The organism is Streptomyces sp. NPDC001980 (assembly GCF_040296885.1).
Taxonomy (GTDB): Bacteria; Actinomycetota; Actinomycetes; order Streptomycetales; family Streptomycetaceae; genus Streptomyces.
On the sequence record NZ_JBEOYD010000029.1, the window covers coordinates 109,052 to 132,182 of the forward strand.

Annotated in this window: 19 protein-coding genes and 1 pseudogene; 9 read left to right on the forward strand and 11 right to left on the reverse strand. The window is 72.1% G+C overall.

Annotated elements, in window-relative coordinates; genetic code table 11:
• Positions 1-100: 100 nt before the first annotated feature.
• Positions 101-1,237, forward strand: a complete 1,137-nt coding sequence (locus tag ABT137_RS35105; RefSeq protein WP_351715175.1) for a DMT family transporter — start codon at positions 101-103, stop codon at positions 1,235-1,237.
• Here ABT137_RS35105 and ABT137_RS35110 read toward each other — a convergent pair.
• Entirely contained in the window at positions 1,227-2,438 is a 1,212-nt protein-coding gene (locus tag ABT137_RS35110) for a transglycosylase family protein (RefSeq protein ID WP_351715176.1), read from the reverse strand. The genes ABT137_RS35105 and ABT137_RS35110 overlap by 11 nt on opposite strands.
• Before the next feature lie 353 nt (positions 2,439-2,791).
• On the opposite strand from ABT137_RS35110, the gene gnd reads away from it, so the two are divergent.
• Positions 2,792-4,231 carry an NADP-dependent phosphogluconate dehydrogenase gene (gene gnd, locus ABT137_RS35115; protein WP_351715177.1) on the forward strand — a complete coding sequence of 480 codons (1,440 nt, stop codon included), beginning with the start codon at positions 2,792-2,794 and terminating at the stop codon, positions 4,229-4,231.
• A gap of 418 nt (positions 4,232-4,649) precedes the next feature.
• Here the strand turns inward: gnd and ABT137_RS35120 are convergent, their stop codons facing one another.
• From ABT137_RS35120 to ABT137_RS35135, 4 genes are all read right to left on the reverse strand, one after another.
• Positions 4,650-5,297, reverse strand: a complete 648-nt coding sequence (locus tag ABT137_RS35120) for an aspartate/glutamate racemase family protein (protein ID WP_351715178.1) — start codon at positions 5,295-5,297, stop codon at positions 4,650-4,652.
• 10 nt (positions 5,298-5,307) lie between these two features.
• On the reverse strand, positions 5,308-5,652 hold the full coding sequence (locus tag ABT137_RS35125) for a GNAT family N-acetyltransferase (RefSeq protein WP_351715179.1): 345 nt from the start codon (positions 5,650-5,652) through the stop codon (positions 5,308-5,310).
• A gap of 21 nt (positions 5,653-5,673) precedes the next feature.
• On the reverse strand, positions 5,674-6,093 hold the full coding sequence (gene panD, locus ABT137_RS35130) for an aspartate 1-decarboxylase (protein WP_351715180.1): 420 nt from the start codon (positions 6,091-6,093) through the stop codon (positions 5,674-5,676).
• Positions 6,094-6,211: 118 nt separating this feature from the next.
• On the reverse strand, positions 6,212-7,171 hold the full coding sequence (locus ABT137_RS35135) for an NAD(P)H-quinone oxidoreductase (RefSeq protein ID WP_351715181.1): 960 nt from the start codon (positions 7,169-7,171) through the stop codon (positions 6,212-6,214).
• Between the two features lie 232 nt (positions 7,172-7,403).
• Between ABT137_RS35135 and ABT137_RS35140 the strand changes: the two genes are divergently transcribed.
• From ABT137_RS35140 to ABT137_RS35160, 5 genes are all read left to right on the forward strand, one after another.
• Entirely contained in the window at positions 7,404-8,648 is a 1,245-nt protein-coding gene (locus tag ABT137_RS35140) for an NADH:flavin oxidoreductase/NADH oxidase family protein (protein ID WP_351715182.1), read from the forward strand.
• A 126-nt stretch (positions 8,649-8,774) separates the two neighbouring features.
• Entirely contained in the window at positions 8,775-9,131 is a 357-nt protein-coding gene (locus ABT137_RS35145) for a PRC-barrel domain-containing protein (protein ID WP_351715183.1), read from the forward strand.
• Positions 9,132-9,157: 26 nt separating this feature from the next.
• On the forward strand, positions 9,158-9,331 hold the full coding sequence (locus ABT137_RS35150) for a hypothetical protein (RefSeq protein WP_351715184.1): 174 nt from the start codon (positions 9,158-9,160) through the stop codon (positions 9,329-9,331).
• 73 nt (positions 9,332-9,404) lie between these two features.
• The gene (locus ABT137_RS35155) at positions 9,405-9,860 is read left to right on the forward strand and encodes a MarR family winged helix-turn-helix transcriptional regulator (RefSeq protein ID WP_351715185.1); all 456 of its coding nucleotides are present in this window, start codon (positions 9,405-9,407) and stop codon (positions 9,858-9,860) included.
• A 116-nt stretch (positions 9,861-9,976) separates the two neighbouring features.
• Positions 9,977-11,635, forward strand: coding sequence for an MFS transporter (locus ABT137_RS35160; RefSeq protein WP_502984621.1), 1,659 nt, complete (start codon positions 9,977-9,979; stop codon positions 11,633-11,635).
• 63 nt (positions 11,636-11,698) lie between these two features.
• Here the strand turns inward: ABT137_RS35160 and ABT137_RS35165 are convergent, their stop codons facing one another.
• The 3 genes from ABT137_RS35165 to ABT137_RS35175 form a co-directional block, all read right to left on the reverse strand.
• Positions 11,699-13,885: a pectate lyase-like domain-containing protein gene (locus tag ABT137_RS35165; protein ID WP_351715186.1), complete on the reverse strand. Its 2,187-nt coding sequence runs from the start codon at positions 13,883-13,885 to the stop codon at positions 11,699-11,701.
• 32 nt (positions 13,886-13,917) lie between these two features.
• Positions 13,918-15,279 (reverse strand): lectin, encoded by a 1,362-nt coding sequence (locus ABT137_RS35170; protein ID WP_351715187.1) that lies wholly within the window; start codon positions 15,277-15,279, stop codon positions 13,918-13,920.
• Positions 15,280-15,473: 194 nt separating this feature from the next.
• The gene (locus ABT137_RS35175) at positions 15,474-17,339 is read right to left on the reverse strand and encodes an ABC transporter ATP-binding protein (RefSeq protein WP_351715212.1); all 1,866 of its coding nucleotides are present in this window, start codon (positions 17,337-17,339) and stop codon (positions 15,474-15,476) included.
• 225 nt (positions 17,340-17,564) lie between these two features.
• Between ABT137_RS35175 and ABT137_RS35180 the strand changes: the two genes are divergently transcribed.
• Positions 17,565-18,548 (forward strand): lysylphosphatidylglycerol synthase transmembrane domain-containing protein, encoded by a 984-nt coding sequence (locus ABT137_RS35180; RefSeq protein WP_351715188.1) that lies wholly within the window; start codon positions 17,565-17,567, stop codon positions 18,546-18,548.
• Between the two features lie 46 nt (positions 18,549-18,594).
• Positions 18,595-19,359, forward strand: coding sequence for a crotonase/enoyl-CoA hydratase family protein (locus ABT137_RS35185; protein ID WP_351715189.1), 765 nt, complete (start codon positions 18,595-18,597; stop codon positions 19,357-19,359).
• Position 19,360: 1 nt separating this feature from the next.
• On the opposite strand, the pseudogene ABT137_RS35190 reads toward ABT137_RS35185, so the two are convergent.
• From ABT137_RS35190 to ABT137_RS35200, 3 genes and pseudogenes are all read right to left on the reverse strand, one after another.
• Positions 19,361-20,275, reverse strand: a pseudogene (locus ABT137_RS35190) (FAD-dependent oxidoreductase); the annotation flags it as partial.
• Positions 20,272-21,654 (reverse strand): FAD-dependent oxidoreductase, encoded by a 1,383-nt coding sequence (locus ABT137_RS35195; protein ID WP_351715190.1) that lies wholly within the window; start codon positions 21,652-21,654, stop codon positions 20,272-20,274. The pseudogene ABT137_RS35190 and the gene ABT137_RS35195, both read right to left, overlap by 4 nt.
• Positions 21,651-23,102: an FGGY family carbohydrate kinase gene (locus ABT137_RS35200; RefSeq protein WP_351715191.1), complete on the reverse strand. Its 1,452-nt coding sequence runs from the start codon at positions 23,100-23,102 to the stop codon at positions 21,651-21,653. The genes ABT137_RS35195 and ABT137_RS35200 overlap by 4 nt, the downstream gene beginning before the upstream one ends.
• Positions 23,103-23,131: the final 29 nt, after the last annotated feature.

Consider the following 23,131-nt stretch of genomic DNA (forward strand, 5'->3'; position numbering starts at 1 on the left):
CGACGACGGGAAGCACACGGACGGGCAGAGTGTTGCTCATGGAAGCCGACCGATCACCGCGCGGGGCCGAACGGCCCCGCCTGACGCAGAGGAGCCGCGCATGAGCGCCCTCGCGTTGTCCGTGTTGCTTTCCTTCATCTCCGCCGTCGCCTACGCCGGCGGAGCGATCGTGCAGGAGCAGGTGGCGGTCTCCTCCCCCGACGAGCAGTACGCGCCGCTGCGCCGCCCGAGCTGGTGGGGCGCGATGGCGCTCAACGGCCTCGGCGGCCTGCTGCACGTCGTGGCCCTGGCCTACGGCCCGCTGAGCCTGGTCCAGCCGCTGGGCGCGCTCACCATCGTGTTCGCCCTGCCCATGGCGGCGCTCTTCGTCGGCCGCCGGGCCGGGACGACCGCCTGGCGGGGCGCGATCATGGCGACCGTCGGTCTGGCCGGTCTGCTCTCCCTGGTCGGCTCCTCCGACTCGCACACCCTGGACTCCGCCGGGCGGATCGGGGTCGCGCTGGTCACCGGCGGGGCGGTCGTCGCGCTGATGATCGCGGGCCGGGCCGCGCACCGGCACCCGGCGGTGCGCAGCGTGCTGCTCGCCACCGCGTCCGGCATAGCGTTCGGCATGTCCTCGGTGTTCACCAAGGTCGTGGCGATCGACTGGGACGGCGGGATCGCCACCGCCGACCTGCTCTGGCTGTCCGTGATCGGCGCCTACGCCGTCGCGGGGGTCCTGATCTCCCAGGCCGCCTACCGGGGCGGCGGCCTCGCGGCGCCCCTGGCCACGCTGACCGTGGTCAACCCGGTGCTGGCCGCCGCGGTCGGCATCACGATGTTCGGCGAGACGTTCCGCTACGGCACGACGGGCACCCTGCTGGCACTGGGCTGCGGTGTGGTGGCGGCGGGCGGCCTGATCCTGCTCACGACCGAGCGCATCGAGCACACCCCGCACCCGGCCCGGCCGGTACCGGAGCCCACCCTGGCCGAGGTCTCGCCCGAGCCGCTGGTCGAGGCGCTGGTGGAACTGGCCGAGGCGGGTCTGGCCGGCGCGGAGCGCGGCGGTGTGGCGCAGGCGGAGCCGGCGCAGGTGGTCAGGTCGGCGGAGGCCGCCTCACTGGTCGAGATGCCGCAGCAGCGGTCGGGGTCCGCGGCGCCGGACGTGGTCGCGGACGTGGCCGACGTGCTGCTGCCCGCCGCCGACTACGTGCACGGTCCGCTCCTGGACCGGCGCCGTGCGCGGATCAGATCCTGACGCCGCCGGCCCGGAGATAGGCGACCGGGTCGATGTCCGTGCCGAAACCGGGCCCCGTCCGCACCTCGAAGTGCAGATGCGGGCCCGTGGCGTTTCCGGTGGAGCCCGAGCGGCCGATCCGCTGGCCCGTGGACACGCTCTGCCCGGCCCGCACGGAGATCGCCGACAGATGGCCGTACTGCGTGTAGCGGCCGTCGGCGTGCCGGATCACCACCTGGTAGCCGTAGGAGCCGCCCCAGCCCGCCGTGACGACCTGCCCGGCCTCGACCGCCTTCACGGAGGTGCCGGTGGGCGCGAGGAAGTCGACACCGGTGTGGTAGCCCTTCGACCAGTGCGAGCCGGACACGTGGTAGCCGGTGCCGATCGGGGCGTCGACGGGGGCGACGAGGGTGTGGCCGGTGTGGGTGCCGGCCTTCGTCTTCTCGCCCTTGGTCCTGGTTTCCGTCCTGGCCTCGGTCTTCGGGTGGGCCTTGGTCTTTGCGGCCGCCTTCTTCGCCGCCGATGCGGACTTCGCGGCCCGGCCCGTCAGGCTCAGCCGCTGTCCCGGCAGGATCAGGTCGGGGTCGGAGCCGACCGTCGTCCGGTTGGCCGCGTACAGCCGGTGCCAACCCCCGGCCACGTCGTGTTCGTCGGCGATCCCGGAGAGGGTGTCGCCGTGCACCACGGTGTACATCTCGGCCCGGCCGGCCCGGGACTGCGGCGTGGTCTGCGGCTGTACGTCCCGTACGGAACTCTTCGTGGAACTCTTGGCCGAATTCTTCGCGGCGTGGTTCGTCGCGGGGTGGGTGGCGGCGCTCTCGGTGTGCACGTCGGGGGTGTCGCCGCCGCGGGTGAGCCCGGCCCGCACCGAGCAGACGGGCCAGGCACCCGGCCCCTGGCCGTCGAGGACCTTCTCCGCCACCGCTATCTGCTGGTCCTTGGTGGCGAGGTCGGCGCGCGGCGCGTACCTCGTGCCCCCGTAGGCCTCCCAGGTGGACTGGGTGAACTGGAGCCCGCCGTAGAAGCCGTTGCCGGTGTCGATGCCCCAGTCGCCGCTGGACTCGCAGGCGGCGACCCGGTCCCAGGTGGACACGGAGGCCGCGTCGGCGCTTCCGGCGGCGGCGAGCGGGAGCGCGAGGCCGGCACCGCCCGCCGTCACGGTGAGCGAGGCACGGTTGATCCTGTTCGGCTGGTACCGGCGGTGCCGGCCGCGATCGGCCATGTCGGAAGCCCCCCTCGCCACGCGCGTCAGGAAGGCCAAAAGTAAGCGTCCCGAACAGGCCATGACAAGACGGCAATCAGCCGCCTCTTGTCCCTGGGGGCTCGGCGGTCACGCCCGAACGGATGCGGCGGGGACCGGCGTTGACGCGCCATCAGCCGTACGGGGCCGGCGGGACTGCCGGGAAGCGTTTCACGAGGTTACTGAGCCGTCGGGCCGGTGTGGTCCGTATCTGCAAGTGCGGCCGGTCGAACGGCGGGTCAGGATGGCCTTTGGGCAATACTGGCGGGCATGAGCGGCGGCAGCATCCCTTGCACGTTCTACGGGATCGACTTGATTCTTGAGGAGCAGGCGGTATGAGCACTTCGGCGCAGATCGGCGTCACGGGTCTCGCGGTCATGGGCCGCAACCTCGCCCGGAACTTCGCGCGCAACGGCTACACGGTGGCGTTGCACAACCGCACGGTGTCGAAGACACACGAGCTGGTGGAGAACTTCGGGGACGAGGGCGACTTCATCGCGGCCGAGACCGCCAAGGAGTTCGTGGCGGCGCTGGAACGGCCGCGCCGGCTGGTCATCATGGTCAAGGCGGGCGGTCCGACGGACGCGGTGATCGAGGAGTTCGCACCGCTCCTGGAGCCCGGCGACATGATCATCGACGGCGGCAACGCGCACTTCGCGGACACCCGGCGCCGCGAGAAGGCGCTGCGCGAGCAGGGCATCCACTTCGTGGGCATGGGCGTGTCCGGCGGTGAGGAGGGCGCGCTGCACGGGCCGAGCATCATGCCGGGCGGGCCGAAGGAGTCGTACGACTCGCTGGGCCCGATGCTGGAGAAGATCTCGGCGAAGGCGGCCGACGGCGCGCCGTGCGTCACGCACATCGGCCCCGACGGGGCCGGGCACTTCGTGAAGATGGTGCACAACGGCATCGAGTACGCCGACATGCAGCTGATCGGCGAGGCGTACCAGCTGCTGCGCGACGTCGCCGGGTACTCCCCCGCGCAGATCGCGGACATCTTCCGCACCTGGAACACGGGCCGGCTCGACTCGTACCTGATCGAGATCACGGCGGAGGTGCTGGCGCACGTGGACGCCGCGACCGGCAAGCCGTTCGTGGACGTGGTGGTGGACCAGGCGGAGCAGAAGGGTACCGGGCGCTGGACGGTCCAGATCGCGCTCGACCTGGGTGTGCCGGTGTCGGGCATCGCCGAGGCGGTCTTCGCCCGCTCGCTGTCCGGTCACGCCGCTCTGCGGGACGCGTCCCGGGGCCTGGCCGGACCGAAGCCGACGGCGCTGCCCGAGGCGGAGGCGGCGGCGTTCGCGGACCGGGTGGAGCAGGCGCTGTACGCGTCGAAGATCGTGTCGTACACGCAGGGCTTCCACGAGATCCAGGCGGGCAGCGACGAGTACGACTGGGACATCGACCTCGGGGCGGTGTCCTCGATCTGGCGGGGCGGCTGCATCATCCGGGCGGCGTTCCTGGACCGTATCCGGGCGGCGTACAACACGCGGGCGGATCTGCCGAGCCTGCTGTCGGACGAGACGTTCGCGCGGGAGATCGCGCAGGCGCAGGACGACTGGCGTGAGGTGATCATCGCGGCGACGCGGGAGGGGGTCGCCGTGCCCGGCTTCTCGGCGGCGCTGGCGTACTACGACGCGTTGCGGGCGGAGCGGTTGCCTGCGGCGCTGACGCAGGGGCAGCGGGACTTCTTCGGGGCGCACACGTACCGGAGGGTGGGCCGGGAGGGCTCGTTCCACACGCTGTGGGGCGGGGACCGCTCGGAGGTCACGGCGTAGGCCCGGCCGTCTGCGGGGTGCGGGTGGGCTGCGGTTTCGCGCAGTTCCCCGCGCCCCTGGAGGCGGGCTGAGCCCGCCGGTCGAGTGCCGGTGCGTCGTGGGGTTTCGCGCAGTTCCCCGCGCCCCTGGGGTGGGTGCCCGTGGGGTGTGGCTGCTCGGGGGTTTCGGGGGATTTGCTCAGGTCAGGGGTGGGCCTGGTTCTGGGTTGGGTGTGGGGTCTGGGCCCGGGATCGGGGAGGGGGCGGGGGGTGTTGGGGTGGGGGGCTGGGGTGGTGGGATCGGTTCGGGTCCTGGGGGTGGTTGGGGGGTGGGGACCGGGCTGGGGTAGGGGTCCGGAGGGTGGGGGGCTGGGTTCGGGCTCGTCATGATGTCCTCCGGCCAGTGGCTCGACGTCACCTCTGGGGGTCTACTGCCCCACCTACCCGACCGGCGCTCGCGCACTCCTCGCGGCCGCCGCGAGGCCCGGGCGGGGGCTGGACAGCATCGGCACTGCCGTGGTCGTGAATTTCGCGGCCGACGTCATGGAGGCCTGGGCCAGGACGATCACGTCGGCGTCGGTCACGGCGTCCGCCGCGGCTGCCACCAGGCGGGCGCATCCCTCGATGTCGCCGGCCTCGAAGCGGGTCCAGGCGTCCGGTACGACGTGGGCGCGGGCGTGGACAGGGCGGCCCGCGCGGCGCGCCTCGTCGTCGAGCAGGGCCAGGGTGGGCGGCAGGGTGCTCTCGACCGTCGCCAGGACGGCGACACGGGGGCCCACCGCCACCGCCGCGGCCGCCATCGGACGGTCACCGCGGACGACCGGTACGCCGACCTCGCCGGCGGCCCGCTCCGCCACCTCGCCGATCGTCGAGCAGGTGCAGAGCACGGCCCGTACGCCGTCGTCCGCCGCTGCCCGGTGGAGGGCCGCGGTGACGTCCCCGGCCACCGCTTCGGGGCCCTCCCTGCGGGCTCGGGCCAGGAGGTCCGGGGCCACGGAATGGCGGAGCTCCAGGCCCGGGTGGTGCTCGTCGCGCAGGGCGTCGAAGACGGGGACGTGGAGGGGTGAGGTGTGGAGGAGGGCGAGCATGCGCGGGCCCTCAGAAGCGGTCGGGGTGGGCGACCAGCCATTCCTTCGCCGCGCGCAGCAGCTCGGGGTCCGGTGTCGGCGCCACGTCGGGGTGGCGCTCGGCCCACCTGACGACGTACGGGCAGAGCGGGGCCACCGGAGTCTCCTCGCGCTCGGAGATCGCGTACAGCTCCCGGGCGAGGGAGCCCGCGATGCCCTTCCCCTCGTGCTCCGGCTCCACGATGGTGTGGACGGGCACGAGGGCCCGGGAGGGCGACTCCAGGACGAAGTACTCGATGTGGCCGACGACTTCGTCGCCGGCGACCGCCTCCAGACGGCCTGCCGCCCGGTCGTCGCGGATCTCGATGTCGCTCATGTCGCCCTCCTGGTCCTTCGGTCAGGCCGACACGGCCTGCGGGCTGCGCTCCTGGTCCGAGCCCGGTACCGGCTCGGAAGGGTCGGCGCCGAGGGCCACGACCCGGTTGTCGTGGTCGACGTGCACGACCCGCGGCCGAAGCGTACGCGCCTCGGCGTCGGTGACCTGAGCGTAGCTGATGATGATCACCAGGTCTCCGGGGTGCACGAGATGGGCGGCCGCCCCGTTGATCCCGACGACCCCGGAGCCCCGCTCGCCCTCGATGACGTACGTCTCCAGCCGGGCGCCGTTGGTGACGTCGACGATGTGGACCAGCTCGCCCGGCAGCAGGTCGGCGGCGTCGAGGAGGTCGGCGTCGATGGTCACGGATCCCACGTAGTGCAGGTCGGCCTGGGTGACGGTGGCGCGGTGGATCTTGGACTTCATCAAAGTGCGCAGCATTCTGAGCTCCTAGAAGACGGCTCCCTGCCTGCTTTCTGCAGGTCAAGGGCGTTCTTCACTTTACCCTCGCATGCGTCCGACTCGAAGATCGAGAGGTACCTGCGCACTGCGCTGCCCCCTAGCCGTTCACCAGCAGGATCTTCCCGAGGTGTCCGCCGGCCTCCATGAGCCGGTGCGCCTCCGCGGCCTCGGCCATGGGCACGGTCCGGTCGACGACCAGCCGCACGGCTCCGCTCTCGATCATCGGCCAGACGTTCTTCTGCACCTCGGCGACGATGGCCGCCTTCTGCTCCTTGGACCGGCTGCGCAGGGTGGTGCCGTGCACGGAGATACGCCTGGCCACCAGTTCGGCCAGGTTGAGGTTGCCCTCCAGGCCGTTCTGCAGGCCGATGACGATCAGACGTCCGTCGGCGGCGAGGGACCTGACGTTGCGTTCGAGGTAGTCGCCGCCGATGACGTCGAGAATCACGTCGTACGGGCCGTACTCGGCGAAGTCCTGCGTGCGGTAGTCGATCGCCACGTCGGCGCCCAGCCCACGCGCCCGCTCGACCTTCTCGGAGCCGCCGACGGTGGTGACGACACGTGCGCCCAGCTCCTTGGCGATCTGGATCGCCGCGGTGCCGACACCGCCGGCCCCGCCGTGCACGAGGAGGGTCTCACCCTTCTTCAGCCCGGCCGTCATGACGATGTTGGACCACACGGTGGCGACCGCTTCGGGCAGGCCCGCGGCCTCGACCAGGCCGGTCCCCTCGGGCACCGTGAGCAACTGCCCTGCCGGGACGGCGACCTTCTGCGCGTAGCCGCCCCCCGTCAGCAGCGCGCAGACCTCGTCACCCACCTGCCAGCCGGTCACCCCCTCGCCGACGGCACCGATCCGGCCCGAGACCTCCAGCCCCGGATACGGCGACGCCCCCGGCGGCATCGGGTAGAGACCCCAACGCTGCATGATGTCCGCCCGGTTCAGGGCGCTGGCCACCACATCGATGACCACTTCGCCCACGGCGGGACGCGGGTCCTCGACCTCGATCCATTCCAGGACCTCAGGGCCGCCGGGTTCCTTGATCGATACCGCCTTCATGGTGCTCCGTTCACATGGCCGGGACAGGGGCTCATACCTGGCATCCCCGAAAACCTAATGTTTACGATGCATACATTAGGCCGCGGGAGTGAGCAGTGTCAACATCAAAGAACGGCCACCCGCTTGCGACGCGGGTCACACTCACGCCCCACCATGTTTACGCCGCTGACATCGTCGCCTTAATGTGAACGCCGCATACATTCTAGCGACTGAGATTGAGAGGGGAACCGGGATGACCAGCGAGCTGTTCACGCCCCTGTCCCTGCGCTCCGGGCACGTGCTGAACAACCGGATCGCCAAGGCGGCCATGGAGGAGAACATGGCCGGCGACGGCCAGCTCCCGGACAAGGAGCTGTTCGGTCTGTACCGGCGCTGGGCCGCCGGCGGCACCGGACTGCTGATCACCGGCAACGTCATGGTCCACGCCGAGGCGCTCACCGGCCCCGCCGGCGTGGTGCTCGACGCCGCCGCGCCGCTGGAGCCGTTCATCGAGTGGGCCAAGGCCGGCAAGGCCGGCGGCGGGGCTGTCTGGATGCAGATCAACCACCCCGGCCGTCAGATCGGATCCGACATGCCCGGCGTCGTGTGGGGCCCGTCCGCGGTCGCCGTCGACCTGGGCAGGCACAGCAGCCGCTTCGGCCGCCCCGTCGCCATGACCCCCGAGCAGATCCAGGCCACCGTGACCCGGTACGCCGTCACGGCCCTGCGCGCCGAGCAGGCGGGCTTCGACGGTGTGGAGGTCCACGCCGCGCACGGCTACCTGCTGTCGCAGTTCCTGTCCCCCCTGGTCAACAAGCGCACCGACCGGTGGGGCGGATCGCTGGAGAACCGGGCTCGGATGCTGCTGGACGTCGTTCGCGCGGTTCGCGCCGCCGTCTCCCCCACCTTCGCGGTCGCGGTGAAGCTCAACTCCGCCGATTTCCAGCGTGGCGGGTTCGACGCCGACGACGCACGCCAGGTGATCGCGATGCTCGAACCGCTCGGCGTCGACCTGGTCGAACTGTCCGGCGGCAGCTACGAGAGCCCGGCGATGTCGGGCCGTCCCGCCGACGCGCGCACCCAGGCCCGCGAAGCGTACTTCCTCGACCTGGCGAGGGACCTGGTCAAGACCAGCCCGCTGCCGCTGATGCTCACCGGCGGCATCACCCGGCGGCACACCGCGGAACGAGTCCTCGACAGCGGCGTGGCGGTCGTCGGGATGGGCACGGCCCTCGCCGTCACCCCGGACCTGCCCGACCACTGGCGCCAGGGCCGCGAGGCCGACGAGCAGCTTCGGCCCGTCACCTGGTCCGACAAGGCCCTCGCCTCGGCCGCCGGCATGGCACAGGTCCGCCTCCAGCTGCGCCGTATCGCCCGCGGAAGCCGGCCCACGCCCCACACCCACCCGGCCATCGCCCTCGTCTCCGACCTGCGCAGGCAGCGACGGGCCCTGCGCCGCTACCGCGCCTGGCTGTCCGCATCGCAGAGCGCCGCGTGAGCACGCCACCGGAAGGGGCAGCCACCGGCCCTCTGCACAGCGACGACGACACCCGCGTCATGGGCATCCGCGTGGCTCCATGACTGCCGGCGACCGCACCGGGTACCCGGTCGGCGGAGGTGTCCGATGGTCGAAGCAACCGACATCCGAGAGTGGCGCGGTCATGACGTGGTCGACGCCGCCGGGCACAGGATCGGCGTCCTGGAGTCGGTCTACGTGGACACCACGACCGACGAACCCCGCTTCGTCACCGTGACGGTCGGGCTGCCCACCCGCCGCCGCCTGGTGTTCGTCCCGGTCGCCGAGGCGACCGTCGGTCCGGCCTACCTGAAGGTCGCCTACCGCAAGGACGTGGTCAAGAAGGCTCCGTCGATCGACACCGACGGCGAGTTGCCGGCCGCCCGGGAACCCGCGGTCTTCGCGCACTACGAACTCGACTACGTCCCGGGCGCGGGCGGCGAGCGCCGCCTGGGCCGCCGCTGACCCACCGAGTCCGTCCGGGAGAGCCGATGAGTCTGTTCCTGTTCCTGGTCCTCGTGGCCCTCGTCCTGGGCATCGTCGGATTCGCCGTCCACGGCCTGTTCTACCTGCTGATCGTCGGCGCCGTCGTGCTCCTCGCCGACCTCGTCTACGCCGCGGTCCGGCTGCGGCACGGCGGCCGGCGACATCGCATGGCCCGCTGACCGTCATATTTACTAACGAATGGTTGAGCAGTTCAGACTGATAAACCTAGTGTTAGTACATGTGAAGGCAGACATGGCCGCCGATGGCGGCGGTATACGCGACCTGAGCGACGTCACCCGGCTCGCGTCCGATCTCCGGCTCGCGGTGGGCCGGGTGACGCGGCGGCTGCGGCAGGCGCACGCCGTGGGGGACGTGTCCCTGTCGGGCGTCTCCGTGCTGGCGCGGCTCGCGGCCGAGGGCCCGGACTCCCCGACCTCCCTCGCCGAGACGGAGCGGGTGCGGCCGCAGGCCATGGCGAGCACCCTCGCCCAGCTCGAACAGCGCGGTCTGGTCCGTCGTACCCCCGACCCCGCGGACGGGCGGCGGAGCATCGTGGCCGCCACCGAGGAGGGGCGGGCGGTGCTCGCCGAGCGGCGCTCCGAGTCGGTCCAGCGGCTCGCGGCCGTCCTCGACACGTTCTCCGCGCAGGAGCGCGCGACGCTCGGGGCGGCCCTGCCGCTCCTCGACCGGCTGGCGGAGCGGCTGTGAGCGGGCAGCGGTGGTCCGCCGCCCTGCGTTCGGCCCGCCACAAGGACACCCCGGCCGGACCCGGCTACAAGTGGGTCGCGCTGTCGAACACCACGCTCGGCGTGCTGATCGCGACGATGGACGCGTCGATCGTGATCATCTCGCTGCCGGCGATCTTCCGCGGCATCGGCCTCGACCCGCTCGCGCCGGGCAACATCGGCTATCTGCTCTGGATGATCCTGGGCTATCTGCTGGTGTCCGCCGTGCTGGTGGTCGTGCTCGGACGGCTCGGCGACATGTTCGGCCGGGTGAAGATCTACAACCTGGGCTTCCTGATCTTCGCGTGCGCCTCGGTGGCGCTCTCGCTCGATCCGTTCCGCGCGGGGGCGGGGGCCCTGTGGCTGATCCTGTGGCGGATCGTGCAGGCCTTCGGCGGGTCCATGCTGACCGCCAACTCGGCCGCCATCCTCACCGACGCCTTCCCGGCCCGGCAGCGCGGCATGGCCCTCGGCATCAACCAGATCACCGCGCTGGCGGGGCAGTTCCTCGGTCTCCTGGCGGGCGGGCTCCTCGCCGTCGTCGACTGGCGTGCCGTGTTCTGGGTGAGCGTCCCGGTCAGCATCACCGGCACGATCTGGTCGTACCTGAGCCTGCGCGAGACCTCGGCGGGCCGCCCCGGCCGGGTCGACTGGCTCGGCAACCTCACGTTCGCGGCCGGTGCCGGCATCCTGCTGGCCGGGATCACCTACGGGATCCAGCCCTACGGCGACAGCGCCACCGGCTGGGGGAACCCGTGGGTGCTGACCGGCCTGATCGGCGGCGTCGCCCTGCTGCTGGCCTTCTGCGTCATCGAGACCCTGGTCGCCGAACCCATGTTCAACCTGGCGCTCTTCAGGAACAGGGCGTTCGCTGCGGGCAACGTGGCCGCCCTGCTGACCTCGATCGCGCGCGGCGGCCTGCAGTTCATGCTCATCATCTGGCTGCAGGGCATCTGGCTGCCGCTGCACGGCTACGACTTCGAGGACACCCCGCTGTGGGCCGGCATCTTCATGCTCCCGCTGACGCTGGGCTTCCTGATCGCGGGGCCGGTGTCCGGCTACCTGTCGGACCGGTTCGGCGCCCGGTTCTTCTCCACCGCGGGTCTTGTCGTCGTCACCGCGTCCTTCCTGGGGCTGCTCGCCCTGCCCGTCGACTTCGACTACGGGCTGTTCGCGGCGCTGCTGCTGCTCAACGGCCTCGGCCAGGGCATGTTCTCGGCACCCAACACCTCGTCGATCATGGGCAGTGTGCCGGCCGAGTACCGGGGCGTGGCCTCGGGCATGCGGTCCACCTTCCAGAACTCGGGTACGGCGCTGTCCATCGGCGTCTTCTTCTCACTGATGGTGTCCGGGCTCGCCTCCTCGCTCCCGTCGACGCTGAAGAGCGGCCTCATGGCGCACGGCGTGCCGGCCGCCTCCGCGGCGCACGCCGCGTCGCTGCCGCCGGTGAGCACGCTGTTCGCGACGTTCCTCGGCAACAACCCCATCGAGCACCTGCTCGCCTCCGAGGGCGTCCTGGACCATGTCACCAAGGCCCAGCGGTCGGTGCTGACCGGGCACACCTTCTTCCCGCAGCTGGTGTCCGGTCCCTTCCACCACGGCCTGGCCGTCGTCTTCGGCGTGGCCGCCGGCATGGCCCTGGTCTCCGCGGTGGCCTCCGCACTGCGCGGCGGCCACCGGCCGGGACCGGACCAGCAGGAGCCGAAGGACCGGCCCGCGGCGCGTACGACGCGGTCCACGCACAACTCGCCGTCGTGACGAAAGGCGGGTGCCCCGGCGGAGATCCGCCGGGGCACCCGCTGTCCGTTCACCGGGCGACGGTCACGGATACGAGGTGAGGTTCGCGACGTTGGTCGACGAGTTCGACGGTCCTCCGCTGTTGTTGATGACGTGGGTGATGGTGCCGGTGCCGCCGAGGGAGACCGTCACCATGCTGGTGAACTTGACGTTCGAGTTGGTCGGCGCCTCGATCGCGTGATCGGCGACGACGCTCGAGTTGGTGCTGAAGTAGCAGTAGCTGCCGAGGCCGTACACCTGGTGGCTGGTGACCGAGTCGGCGACCTTGTAGGCCGCGTAGCCCTTGGTCGAGCCGTTCATCCACGAGGACTGGTTCGGCGGGTCGTACGGCATCTCGTTCTGGTAGAAGTACGTCTTGCCGCCGTTGCCGTTCCAGAGGGTCTGGTACTTCTGGAAGTGCTCGACGAACAGGCCGTACATGGTCACGTTGTCGCCGTTGACGACCAGTCCGGTGTCGGCGGTGTTGGTGGTCCAGCCGACTCCGGTGCCGTGGTCGGCGCGCCAGATCCACATGTGGTCGCCGATGACGTTGTCGCTGTTGACGACCAGGCTCGTGGTGGCCTTGCCGACGCCCGCGCCGCCGACGCGGAAGTACACGTCGTGCAGCGAGGTCGGGTCACTGGCGTGCGAGGCCGAGGAGCCGCTCGGGCCGACCTCCACCAGGGTGGAGGAGTTGGTGGTGCCGGCGTCGAAGAGCAGGCCCGCGATGTTGACGCCGTCGACGTCGGCGACCTTCATGGCGGTGATGCCGTTGTCCGGGACGAAGGTGGCGAGGCCGAGGCCCAGGACGACCGTGTCGGCGCGGTTGATCTGCAGGGTCTGGTCGAGGTGGTAGACCCCCGGGGTGACCAGGAGGTTCTTGCCCGCCGTCAGGGCCGCGTTGATCTGGGAGGCGGTGGCGCCCGGCTTCACGACGTAGAAGCTGTCGAGCGAGAGCGACGTACCGGCCGCGGAACTCGAACTCCAGCTGGTGCCGGAGGAGTTGGAGCGCGTGGACGGCACGAACACCTGGTAGTTGCCGGAGCCGTCGACGTACAGGAACGGCTTCTCACGCGAGGTCGGGCTCTGCGCGACCGTGGTGTCCGGCGGGCTCGGGAAGGTGGTGGACGGCACGCCCGTGCTGCCGACGAAGACCATGTTCCAGTTGGAGCCGGTCCAGCTGCCGAGCTGCGAGTTGCGGGTCAGCCACTGCTGCTGGGTACCGGAGTTGACCTGCCCGTTGATCTGGCTGTCGGCGATCAGGCCGCCACTGGACCAGCCGCCGTCGTCCAGGGCGAGGTTGCCGCGCAGGTGCACCCGGCGGTAGGCGGAGGCCTGCGAGACCGCCCAGCGGTCGCTGCCGCTGGTCGGGTTGACGGAGAGGTTCTCGGCGCCGCGCCAGAAGTTCTGGGTGGCGTTGCCCTGGAACCAGTCGGCCTCCGCGTGCACCGCGCCGTTGATCGAGACCGCGTCGGGCGACAGGCCGAGGCCGAGCACCTGCGTGTAGAAGCCGACGTTGACGTCCGCGCTGTAGGCGCCGGGCTTGAACATCACGGCGTAGCGCTGGGAGCCGAACTGGTTGGTCTCCTGCTGCGCGAAGATCGAGTCCAGCTTGCTCTGAATGGTCGACGCGGACATCGACGGGTCGAAGATGACCACGTTGGAGCCGAGGTCCGGGTTGCTCGACTGGGTCACCGGGACGACCTGGAACCGCTGGGCCTGCGTGCCGTTGCAGGTGTACTGCACGAACTGCACGCTGTCCGCCGTCGAGGCGCTGGGGTCGTCGAGGCACTTGCCGCTGTTGCGGTTGACGAAGTGGTAGGCGCCGCCGCCGTCGTCCACGGGCAGCCACTGCTGGTTGTTGCCGCCGCCGTAGGTCCACATCTGGACGGCCGCGTTGTCGGCCGTCGAGACGCCGGTGACGTCCAGGACCTCGTTGGTGTTGTTTCCGTTGTTGATGCGGACGTAGCCGTCGCTGGTGGAGGTGAAACTCCACTGCTGGGCGGTGGTGTTGTTGCAGGTGTACTGCTGGACGACGGTGCCGTCGGCGGTGGCGGCCGCCTTGGCGTCCACGCACTTGCCGCTGGCCGCGTTGAGCAGGGTGGTGTTGCCGGTGGGCAGCGTGGCGGCGGACGCGGGTGAGGAGGCGCCCGCCGTGGTCAGCAGGGAGGCGGCGACAACGGCCACCGCTGCGGCGGCCGTTGATCTGCGGCGCCGGGGAAGGGAAAGCACTTGTTCTCCTTGAGAGCGGCTTGCGGAGGGGATCAGCCGGTGTATCCGGCGAAGACGCGCGTGTAGTCCCAGTTCGACTGGCTCACGCCGGAGCAGCTGTCGGCGGAGCCGCCGGTGCAGGGCCGGTCGCGGTTGGCGGACCAGAAGGTGAGCCGGGCCAGGTGGTGCTGCTGGGCGTAGGCGAGGATGGTCCGGAAGTCGGCCACCGTGACGGTCTCGCTGTTGTCGGTGATGCCGTTCATCGACGAGATGCCCATGTCCCGGTAGGCGGTGTCGTCGCTGTAGCCGTACGCGTTCTTCAGCGCGTTCTTGAGCCCCTCGGCCGCCTGGGTGGTGAGGTTGCCCATGTTCTGGCCCGCGCCGCCGAAGTCGAACGGCATGATGGCCCAGGCGTCGACGGTCAGCCCGGAGGACGCGGCCCGGTTGATCAGGCTGGTGTCCGGACCGCTCTGCCCGGTGCCGATGGTGATGTACACCTTCAGGCCGGAGTTGTTGGCCTTCACCGTCTTCAGCGCGTCCACGACCCGCTGCTGCACGGTCCCGTTGCTGTAGGCGTCGGCTTCGAGGTCGATGTCGATGGCCTTGAGCCCGCCGTAGGCGTTGATGACCTTCTGGTAGGCCGCCGCCAGCTCGCTCGCGCTGGAGCAGGAGCTCTCCAGCTTGTTGCCGCTGTAGCCGCCGAAGGACGGGATGACGTCACCGCCGTTGGCGCGCACGGTGTTGATGGTGCTCTGGTCGACGCCGCCGGTCAGCGCCCGGCTGCCGTCCCACTGCGGGTTGCAGTAGCCGTTGCTGAGGACGAACGCGAGCGTGTAGTACTTCACGCCGGTCGCGTTGGTGATGGTGGTCGGGCTCGGCGGGTCGCCCCAGCCGTTGTAGAGGTAGGGAGCCACGGCCATCGGCGCGGACGGGGTGGTGCCCCCGTCGGCCGCCGGGGCGGTCCACTTCTGGTTGGCGGTGCCCGCGCAGGTCCAGATCTGTATCCGGGTGCCGTTGGCGGAGTTGTTGTCGGTGACGTCCATGCACTTGTTCGCCTGCGGATTGACGATGTCGTTCGCGGACGACACGGTCCACTGCTGGTTCGCACCGCCACTACAGGTCCACAGCTGCAGCTTGGCGCCGTCGGCGGTCGAATTGCCGGTGACGTCGAGACACTTGCCGAGGGCGCGGAGGGTGCCGTCACTGCCGCGGGTCCACTGCTGGGCGGAGGTCCCGTTGCAGTCGTAGAGCTGGACGGCCGTGCCGTCGGCGGAGTTGGCGCCGGCGACGTCGAGGCACTTGCCGGCGAGGCCGGTGATGGTGCCGGTGGCGGCCTGTGCGGGGGAGGCGGTGAGCAGGCCTGCGGAGAGCGACAGGGCGGCGAGGGCGACAGCCGTGGGCAGAGGTCTGGCCATTGCGGGGGGTTGGCCTTTCACGCGGGGGGTGGCAGCACGGTGTGGCCCAACACCCTTTGGTCAGGTGGGTGTTGGCTACACACGTGAGCCTTTGTTTAAGGCGTGAAGCTAAAGGTCCGGACCACGGTCGTCAAGTAGGGGAGCGCTCCCCTCCTCTACTCACAGGAAAATGTGACGGCGATGTGAACGCTCCGTCAGGGCGCGGTCACCTCCGCGAACTGGGTGCGGTGCAGTTCGGCGTACCGGCCGTCCGCCAGCAGGAGTTCCTCGTGGGTGCCGCGCTCCACGATTTCTCCCGCTTCGACCACCAGGATCTGGTCGGCGGCCCGGATCGTGGACAGCCGGTGGGCGATGACCACGGCGGTACGTCCGTCCAGCGCCTCGGCCAGGGCCTCCTGGACGGCCGCCTCCGAGGTGTTGTCGAGGTGGGCGGTGGCCTCGTCGAGGATGACCACGCGCTGGCGGGCCAGCAGCAGCCGGGCGATGGTCATCCGCTGCCGCTCGCCGCCGGAGAGCCGGTAGCCGCGCTCGCCGACCACCGTGTCCAGGCCGTCGGGCAGCGACCGTACGACCTCGCCGAGGCGGGCCCGGCCGAGGGCCTCCCACAACTCCTCGTCGGTGGCGGTGGGCCGGGCGAGCAGCAGGTTGGCGCGGACGGTGTCGTGGAAGAGGTGGCCGTCCTGGGTGACCATGCCGAGGGTGGCGCGCAGCGAGCCGGCGGTCAGGTCGCGGACGTCGGTGCCGCCGATGCGGACGGTGCCCTCGTCGACGTCGTACAGGCGCGGCAGCAACTGGGCGATGGTGGACTTGCCGGCGCCGGAGGAGCCGACGAGGGCGATCGTCTGGCCGGGTTCGGCGCGGAAGGAGATGCCGTGCAGGACCTCGCTGCCGCCGCGCGAGTCGAGGACCGCGACCTCTTCGAGCGAGGCGAGGGAGACCTGGTCGGCGGCCGGGTAGGCGAAGCGGACGTCCTCGAACTCGACGGCCACCGGGCCCTCGGGGACCTCGCGGGCGTCCGGTTTCTCCTCGATCAGGGGCTTCAGGTCGAGCACTTCGAAGACCCGCTCGAAGCTGACCAGCGCGCTCATCACCTCCACGCGGGCCCCGGCGAGGGAGGTCAGCGGGGCGTAGAGGCGGGTCAGCAGCAGGGCGAGGGCGACCACCGCGCCCGGCTCCAGGGTGCCGCGCAGCGCGAACCAGCCGCCGAGGCCGTAGACCAGGGCGAGGGCGAGGGAGGAGACCAGGGTCAGGGCGGTCATGAACACCGACTGGGCGGTGGCGGTGCGCACGCCGATGTCCCGGACCCGGGCGGCGCGCGCGGCGAACTCCGCCGACTCCTCCTCGGGGCGGCCGAAGAGCTTGATCAGGGTGGCGCCCGGCGCGGAGAAGCGCTCGGTCATCCGGGTGCCCATGGCCGCGTTGAGCGCGGCGGCCTCCCGCTGCATCCGGGCCATCCGGCCGCCCATCCGGCGGGCGGGCACCACGAACAGCGGCAGCAGCACCAGCGCGAGCAGGGTGATCTGCCAGGACAGGGTGAGCATCACCACGAGCGTGAGCACCAGCGTGACCAGGTTGCTGACCACGCCGGAGAGGGTGTTGGCGAAGGCCCGCTGGGCGCCGATCACGTCGTTGTTGAGACGACTGACCAGCGCTCCCGTACGGGTACGCGTGAAGAACGCGACGGGCATCCGCTGCACATGATCGAACACAGCCGTGCGCAGGTCGAGGATGAGGCCCTCCCCGAGCGTCGCCGAGAGCCGCCGCCCGAGCACGCCGAGGGCCGCCTCCGCGACCGCGACCAGCGCGATCAGCAGCGACAGCCGTACGACCGTGCCGGTGTCGTGGCCCGACACGATCGCGTCGACGACATGGCCGGCGAGCACCGGGGTGGCGACGGCGAGCAGGGCGGTCAGCACCCCGAGGAGGACGAAACGGACTATGCCGCCCCGGTGCGGGCGGGCGAAGGCGGCGATACGGCGCAGCGTGGCCCGGTCGAACGGGCGCCGCTCCTGCTGGGCGGTCATCACGCTGTGGAGCTGCGTCCAGGCGGTGGTCTCCATACTCATGAGGGAGAACGTAGGACCTCAAGCGTCGTTGAGGTCAATGTCCGCTCGCCGTCCCCCCGTACGAAGGACCCGATGAGCCCTCCGCAGGCCCCGACCGGCTCCGCGAAGCCGCAGGTGAGTTCCCCGGTGGACCTCCCCCCTCACCCGCTTCCCGGCCGTCATCCGGTGTCTCCTCTTCCGCCACCCGCAGTTGGGGCGGCGCGGAAAACCTCTCCCGATGTGACAGCGGTAAGAATCCCCGGCTTCCGTGAGAGCCGTCTCCCCCGGCTCGCCCGTCGTATCCCCTGGCGGCACATCCTCACGCTCATTCCGCTCGTGCTGGTCGCGGTCATCGCGGTGCAGCACTGGTCGGTCCTCGTCGAGGGCTTCGGCCACCTCCGCGACGCCTCCTGGCCCTGGCTCCTTGCGGCCGGCGGTGCCACCTGTCTGACCTGGGTGGCCGCCGCTTTCACCCGGCAGGGTGCGGTCGTCCAGCCGCTGCCCCGCTGGCGGCTGCTGGCCACCCAGCTCGCGGCGGGCTCGGCCAACCACCTGCTGCCCACGGGTCTCGGCTCGGGCGCGGTCAACCTGCGGTTCATGACCGTGTGCGGGGTGCCGCTCGCCACCTCCTCCGCCGCGCTGGCCCTCTATCTGCTCGCCGAGTCCATCGCCCGCGTGGGCCTGATGGCCGTGTTCTTCGTCGCCTTCCCCGACGCCCTGCGGCTCGACGGGCTGCTCCCCGACGGGGACGTCGGACCGGTCCTGGCCGTCGCCGGCGCGCTGGTCGCCGTGGCGCTGGCCGCGCTGTTCCTCGTCCGGCGGGTGCGCGAGCCGGTGTTCCGCTTCGTGCGCAGCGCCCTGGGCGAGGCCCGCTCGGTCCACACGCGGCCGTCCCGGGCGCTGGCGCTGTGGGGCGGCTCTCTCGCCTTCCCGGCGCTCCAGGCGGCCGGTCTGGTGGCGGTGGGGCAGGCCCTCGGCCTCGACGTGCCGCCCGCGCACATGGCGCTGGCGTACCTGGCGGCCACGGTCGCCGTCGCCCTGATCCCCACGCCGGGCGGCCTGGGCTCGGTGGAGGCGGCGCTGATCGTGGCGCTGGTGGCGGCCGGCGGCCCGGTGGCGGTGGCCACGGCCGTCGTCCTCGCGTACCGGATCATCACCGTGTGGGTGCCGTTGCTGCCGGGAGCGCTGACACTGGGAGCGCTGGTACGACTCAAGGTCATCTGATGAAGGTCATCTGACGCGGGGTGGCCTTCCCGAGGGAAGGAAACGCATGCCGGTCCGTCTCGAACGCAAGGGTCCCGTCACCACGGTCGTCCTCTCCCGGCCCGAGGTGCGCAACGCGGTCGACGGGCCGACGGCGGCCGAACTGGCCGCCGCCTTCCGGGAGTTCGAGGCGGACGACGAGGCGCTGGTGGCGGTGCTGTGGGGCGAGGGCGGCACGTTCTGCGCGGGCGCCGACCTCAAGGCGATGGGCGCCGGGCACGGCAACCGGGTGGCGCCGGACGGCGACGGCCCGATGGGCCCGACCCGGCTGCGCCTCTCCAAGCCGGTGATCGCGGCGATCGCCGGGCACGCCGTGGCCGGGGGCCTGGAGCTGGCCCTGTGGTGCGATCTGCGGGTCGCCGAGGAGGACGCGGTGTTCGGCGTGTTCTGCCGCCGCTGGGGCGTGCCGCTGATCGACGGCGGCACGGTACGGCTGCCCCGGCTGATCGGCACCAGCCGGGCGATGGACCTGATCCTCACCGGCCGCCCGGTCCCGGCCCCGGAGGCCTACGCGATGGGCCTGGCCAACCGGCTCGTCCCGCCCGGCCGCTCCCGCGAGGCGGCCGAGGAACTGGCCGCGTCCGTCGCGGCCTTCCCCCAGGCCTGCCTGCGCAGCGACCGCGCGTCGGTGCTGGACCAGGAGGGGCTGGCCGAGCCGGCGGCGATGGGCGCGGAGATCCGTCACGGCATGGCCGTGCTGTCGGAAGGCCTGGAGGGCGCGGCGCGGTTCGCGGCGGGGGCGGGCCGGCACGGCTCCTTCACGGGCGACTGACCAGCCACTCCAGCACCGCCCTGCCCGCCTCGACGCCCTCCCGGGCCGCCGCCCGGACGTCCAGTCCCGGCTGCCGCAGACCGCCGACGGCGAAGACCCCCGGGCGGTCGGTGTACGGAACGGGCCTGTCGGCCAGGGCGATCCGGCCCCGGCGGGCGAGCTCGTCCTCGGCTGCGAAGTCCCCGGTGAAGACGGCGGTGTCGCAGGCGAGGACGCCGGTCCGCCCGTCGCGGTGCCGGATCCGCACACCGGACAGCCGCCCGTGCCCGAGGATCTCGGTGACCGTCGTGCCGGTGAGCAGCGGGACGCGGGAGCGGAGCCGGGCGTCCAGGGCGCGGAGGGATCCGGCGCGCGGCAACTCGGTGACCATCGCGACGACCTCGGCGCCCGCCGCCCGCACGGTCCCGGCCGCCACGTACGACACGTCCTCGGCCCCGACCACCACCGCCCGCTCGCCGATCGGCTGCCGGTAGCGGTGCACGGCCTGCAGAAGCTCTCCTCCGGTGTGGATCCCGGCGGGCCGGGTGCCCGGGATCAGCCGTGCCGCGCGCGGGCGTTCGTAGGCGCCGGTGGCGAGGACCACCGCCCGCGCGGTGACCGTCTCCGGGCCGCGCACGCCGACGGTGGCGAAGCCGAGCGGCCCGGCCCAGTCCAGCACGGTCACCCCCGTACGGACCACCGCTCCCGCCCGCGCGGCCGCCTCGACGAGCAGGCGGGCGTACGCCGCTCCGCTCAACGGCCGGGTCCAGGTGCCGAACCCGCCGTGGGCGCAGTACTGCGGCACTCCCCCGGCCTCCTGTTCCCGCTCCAGCACCTCCACCCGGCCCGCTCCGGCGAGGGCGAGCCGGGCGGCGGCCGCGAGACCGGCGGGACCGGCACCGACGACCAGGACGTCGACCTGGCGTTCCGCGGTCACGGTCTGCCCGCCCTCTCGAACAGCGCCCGCACCGTGGCCCCGCAGTGGAAACCCTGGCAGCGGCCCGCCCCGGCCCGGGTGCGGCGGCGCAGGCCCGGCAGGCTGCGCGGCGGGATGTCCCCGGCGAGGGCGTCCCGGATCTCGCCGAGGGTGACGTGCTCGCAGTGGCAGACGACGACGTGAGAACCCTGCTGGTACGGACGCGGGAAGACCGCGCCGAGGTTCGGCATGCGCACCGGTTCCAGGTCGACGGGGTTCCTCAGGTCGAGGCCCGAGTCCCGCAGCAGTCCGGTGACATGGGAGGCGAGGGCGAGCGAGGCGGTGAGGCCCGTGGAGCGGATGCCGCCGACGGTGACGTACGCCCGGTCGGGGTGGGCGGAGATGCGGTAGTCGTCGTGCTCGGTGGCGGCGCGCAGGCCGGCGTAGACGGCGGTGACCTCCTCGTCGAGGAGCGCGGGCAGGATCCGGCGGCCCTTCTCGCGCAGCGCCGCGAGCCCCTGCGCGGTCGACTGGGTGGCGGTCCGGTCGTCCAGGTCCTCGGCGGTGGGGCCGAGCAGGACGTTGCCGTAGACCGTGGGGGCCGCCAGGACGCCCTTGCCGAGGGCGGTGGGGACCGGCAGCAGGATGTGCCGGAGGAGGTCGCGGGCGAGCTTGTCGTAGACGATGAGCTGGCCCCGGCGCGGGGTGACGGTGAAGGTGCGCCGGCCGAGCAGGCGGTCCAGGGTGTCGGCGTGCAGGCCGGCCGCGTTGACGAGGTGACGGGTGTGGAGGGGGCCGCGCGAGGTGGTGAGGGTGTGCACGCCGTCGTCTCGGCTCGCTCCCGTCACGCGGGTGTTGAGGTGGAGGTCGACGCCGCCTCGGACCGCCTGGGTGGCGTAGGCAAGGGTGGTGCTCCACGGGCAGACGATGCTCTCGCCGGGCACGTGCAGGGCACCGAGTGCGCCGGGGCCGAGGTGGGGTTCGCGGGCGTACAGCTCGGCGGCGTCCAGCTGGGCGGTGTCGTGGCAGTCGTTGCGCACGGCCTTGCGTGCGAGGTCCGGCAGGGCGGCCAGTTGCTCGGGGTCCCAGGCGACCAGCAGCGCGCCGACCGGCTCGACCGGGATGCCGGACTCGGCCGCGTACCCGGCGAGGAGGCGGGCGCCGTCGCGGACCAGGCGGGCCTCCAGGGTGCCGGGGTGGGCGTCGAAACCGGTGTGCAGGATGGCGGTGTTGGCCTTCGAGGTGCCCTGGCCGACGTCGTCCTGGGCCTCGGCGAGGGCGACCCTGAGGTGCGGGTGGCGGGCGAGTTCGCGGGCGATCGCGGTGCCGACGACCCCGGCGCCGACGACCGTCACGTCGTACGGGACGCCGGGCAGGGGTCCTGCGGCGGTGACCGTCACCGGGGCGCTCCCGAGCCCGCTCCGGCCACCGGCCCGTCCAGCAGGGCGGCGACGGCGGCGCGGAAGACCCCGAGGCGGTCGGCGGCCTCGGCGGCGGAGATGCGCGGCTCGTAGACGGCGGCGGGCCGGCCGTCGGGCAGGAAGTCGACGGGGTCGCTGCCGAGGTGGGCCAGCGCGCCCACGCCGAGGGCGGTGGCGTCGGGCAGCGTGGACACCTCGACGGGGCGTTGCAGCAGGTCGGCCTGGGTCTGCATGAGCAGGGCCGAGCGGGTCAGGCCGCCGTCGACGCGCAGGGCGGCCAGCGGGGTGCCGAGGTCGTTCTCGGCGGCTTCGGCGAGCTCCGTCACCTGGGCGGCGAGGCCCTCGCACAGGGCCCGCACCAGCTGCCCGGGGCCGGTGTCGAGGCCGAGCCCGGTGAGGGAGCCGCGCAGCTCGCCGCGCCACCAGGGCGCGGCGAGCCCGGCCAGCGCGGGGACGAAGGTGACACCGCCGGCGTCGGGGACGGCGCCGCCCACCCGGTCCAGGTCGGCGGGGCCCGAGATCACGCCGAGGTCGGTGAGCCAGCGCACGGCGGAGGCGGCGGTGTACACCTGGCCGTCCAGGCAGTAGGCGGCCTCTCCGGCGAGGCGCCAGGCGACGCAGCCGACCAGTCCGGAGCTGCTGTGCCGGGGTGTGTCGCCGGTGTGCGCGAGCAGGAAGGCCCCGGTGCCGTAGGTGCACTTGGCGGCGCCGGGGCCGGTGATGCGCTGGGCGAGGAGGGCGGCCTGCTGGTCGACGGCGAGGCCGGTGAGTGGGATCTTGTCCCCGAACTCCTTGGTGGTACCGACGAGCTGGGCGTTGTCGACGATCTCGGGGAGGTGTTCGGCGGACAGCCCGTAGAGGTCGAGGGCGCGGGAGGACCACTGCACCCGGTCCAGGTCGAGGAGGTGGGTGCGGCTCGCGGTGGCGGCGTCGGTGACGTAGGCGCCGGTGAGCCGGTGGACCAGCCAGGCGTCGGTGGTGGTGACGACTCCCTCGGTGGTGAGGTGCCGGCGGATCCAGGCCATCTTGGGCGCGGCGAAGTAGGGATCGAGCGGGAGGCCGGTGAGGGCGCGTAACTCCTCGGCGTGGTCGGCGAGTTCGGCGCAGACCGGTTCGGCCCGGCGGTCCTGCCAGACGATGGCGTCGGTGAGCGGACGCCCGGTGCCGGGGTCCCAGGCGAGGACGGTCTCGCCCTGGTTGGCCAGGCCGAGCGCGGTCACCGGTTCACCGGCCTCGGCGAGCGCACGGCGGCCGGCGACGAGCACCGACTCGTAGAGCTCCACGGGGTCGGCCTCCACCCGGCCGCCGGGCAGGTGCCGGGTCCGTACGGCGACGAATCCGGTGCCGATGACGCCCCGTTCGGGGCAGATCACCAGGGCCTTGGTGCCGGACGTGCCCTGGTCGACGGCGAGCACCGGACCTGTCATCGAGCCTCCCTGACGATCACTGCGCGACA

Bases quoted from the DNA above. Each gene is read 5' to 3' on its own strand.
- ABT137_RS35105 (WP_351715175.1), top strand. From the start codon at position 101: ATGAGCGCCCTCGCGTTGTCCGTGTTGCTTTCCTTCATCTCCGCCGTC.
- ABT137_RS35110 (WP_351715176.1), bottom strand. From the start codon at position 2,438: ATGGCCGATCGCGGCCGGCACCGCCGGTACCAGCCGAACAGGATCAAC.
- gnd (WP_351715177.1), top strand. From the start codon at position 2,792: ATGAGCACTTCGGCGCAGATCGGCGTCACGGGTCTCGCGGTCATGGGC.
- ABT137_RS35120 (WP_351715178.1), bottom strand. From the start codon at position 5,297: ATGCTCGCCCTCCTCCACACCTCACCCCTCCACGTCCCCGTCTTCGAC.
- ABT137_RS35125 (WP_351715179.1), bottom strand. From the start codon at position 5,652: ATGAGCGACATCGAGATCCGCGACGACCGGGCGGCAGGCCGTCTGGAG.
- panD (WP_351715180.1), bottom strand. From the start codon at position 6,093: ATGCTGCGCACTTTGATGAAGTCCAAGATCCACCGCGCCACCGTCACC.
- ABT137_RS35135 (WP_351715181.1), bottom strand. From the start codon at position 7,171: ATGAAGGCGGTATCGATCAAGGAACCCGGCGGCCCTGAGGTCCTGGAA.
- ABT137_RS35140 (WP_351715182.1), top strand. From the start codon at position 7,404: ATGACCAGCGAGCTGTTCACGCCCCTGTCCCTGCGCTCCGGGCACGTG.
- ABT137_RS35145 (WP_351715183.1), top strand. From the start codon at position 8,775: ATGGTCGAAGCAACCGACATCCGAGAGTGGCGCGGTCATGACGTGGTC.
- ABT137_RS35150 (WP_351715184.1), top strand. From the start codon at position 9,158: ATGAGTCTGTTCCTGTTCCTGGTCCTCGTGGCCCTCGTCCTGGGCATC.
- ABT137_RS35155 (WP_351715185.1), top strand. From the start codon at position 9,405: ATGGCCGCCGATGGCGGCGGTATACGCGACCTGAGCGACGTCACCCGG.
- ABT137_RS35160 (WP_502984621.1), top strand. From the start codon at position 9,977: ATGGACGCGTCGATCGTGATCATCTCGCTGCCGGCGATCTTCCGCGGC.
- ABT137_RS35170 (WP_351715187.1), bottom strand. From the start codon at position 15,279: ATGGCCAGACCTCTGCCCACGGCTGTCGCCCTCGCCGCCCTGTCGCTC.
- ABT137_RS35175 (WP_351715212.1), bottom strand. From the start codon at position 17,339: ATGGAGACCACCGCCTGGACGCAGCTCCACAGCGTGATGACCGCCCAG.
- ABT137_RS35185 (WP_351715189.1), top strand. From the start codon at position 18,595: ATGCCGGTCCGTCTCGAACGCAAGGGTCCCGTCACCACGGTCGTCCTC.
- ABT137_RS35200 (WP_351715191.1), bottom strand. From the start codon at position 23,102: ATGACAGGTCCGGTGCTCGCCGTCGACCAGGGCACGTCCGGCACCAAG.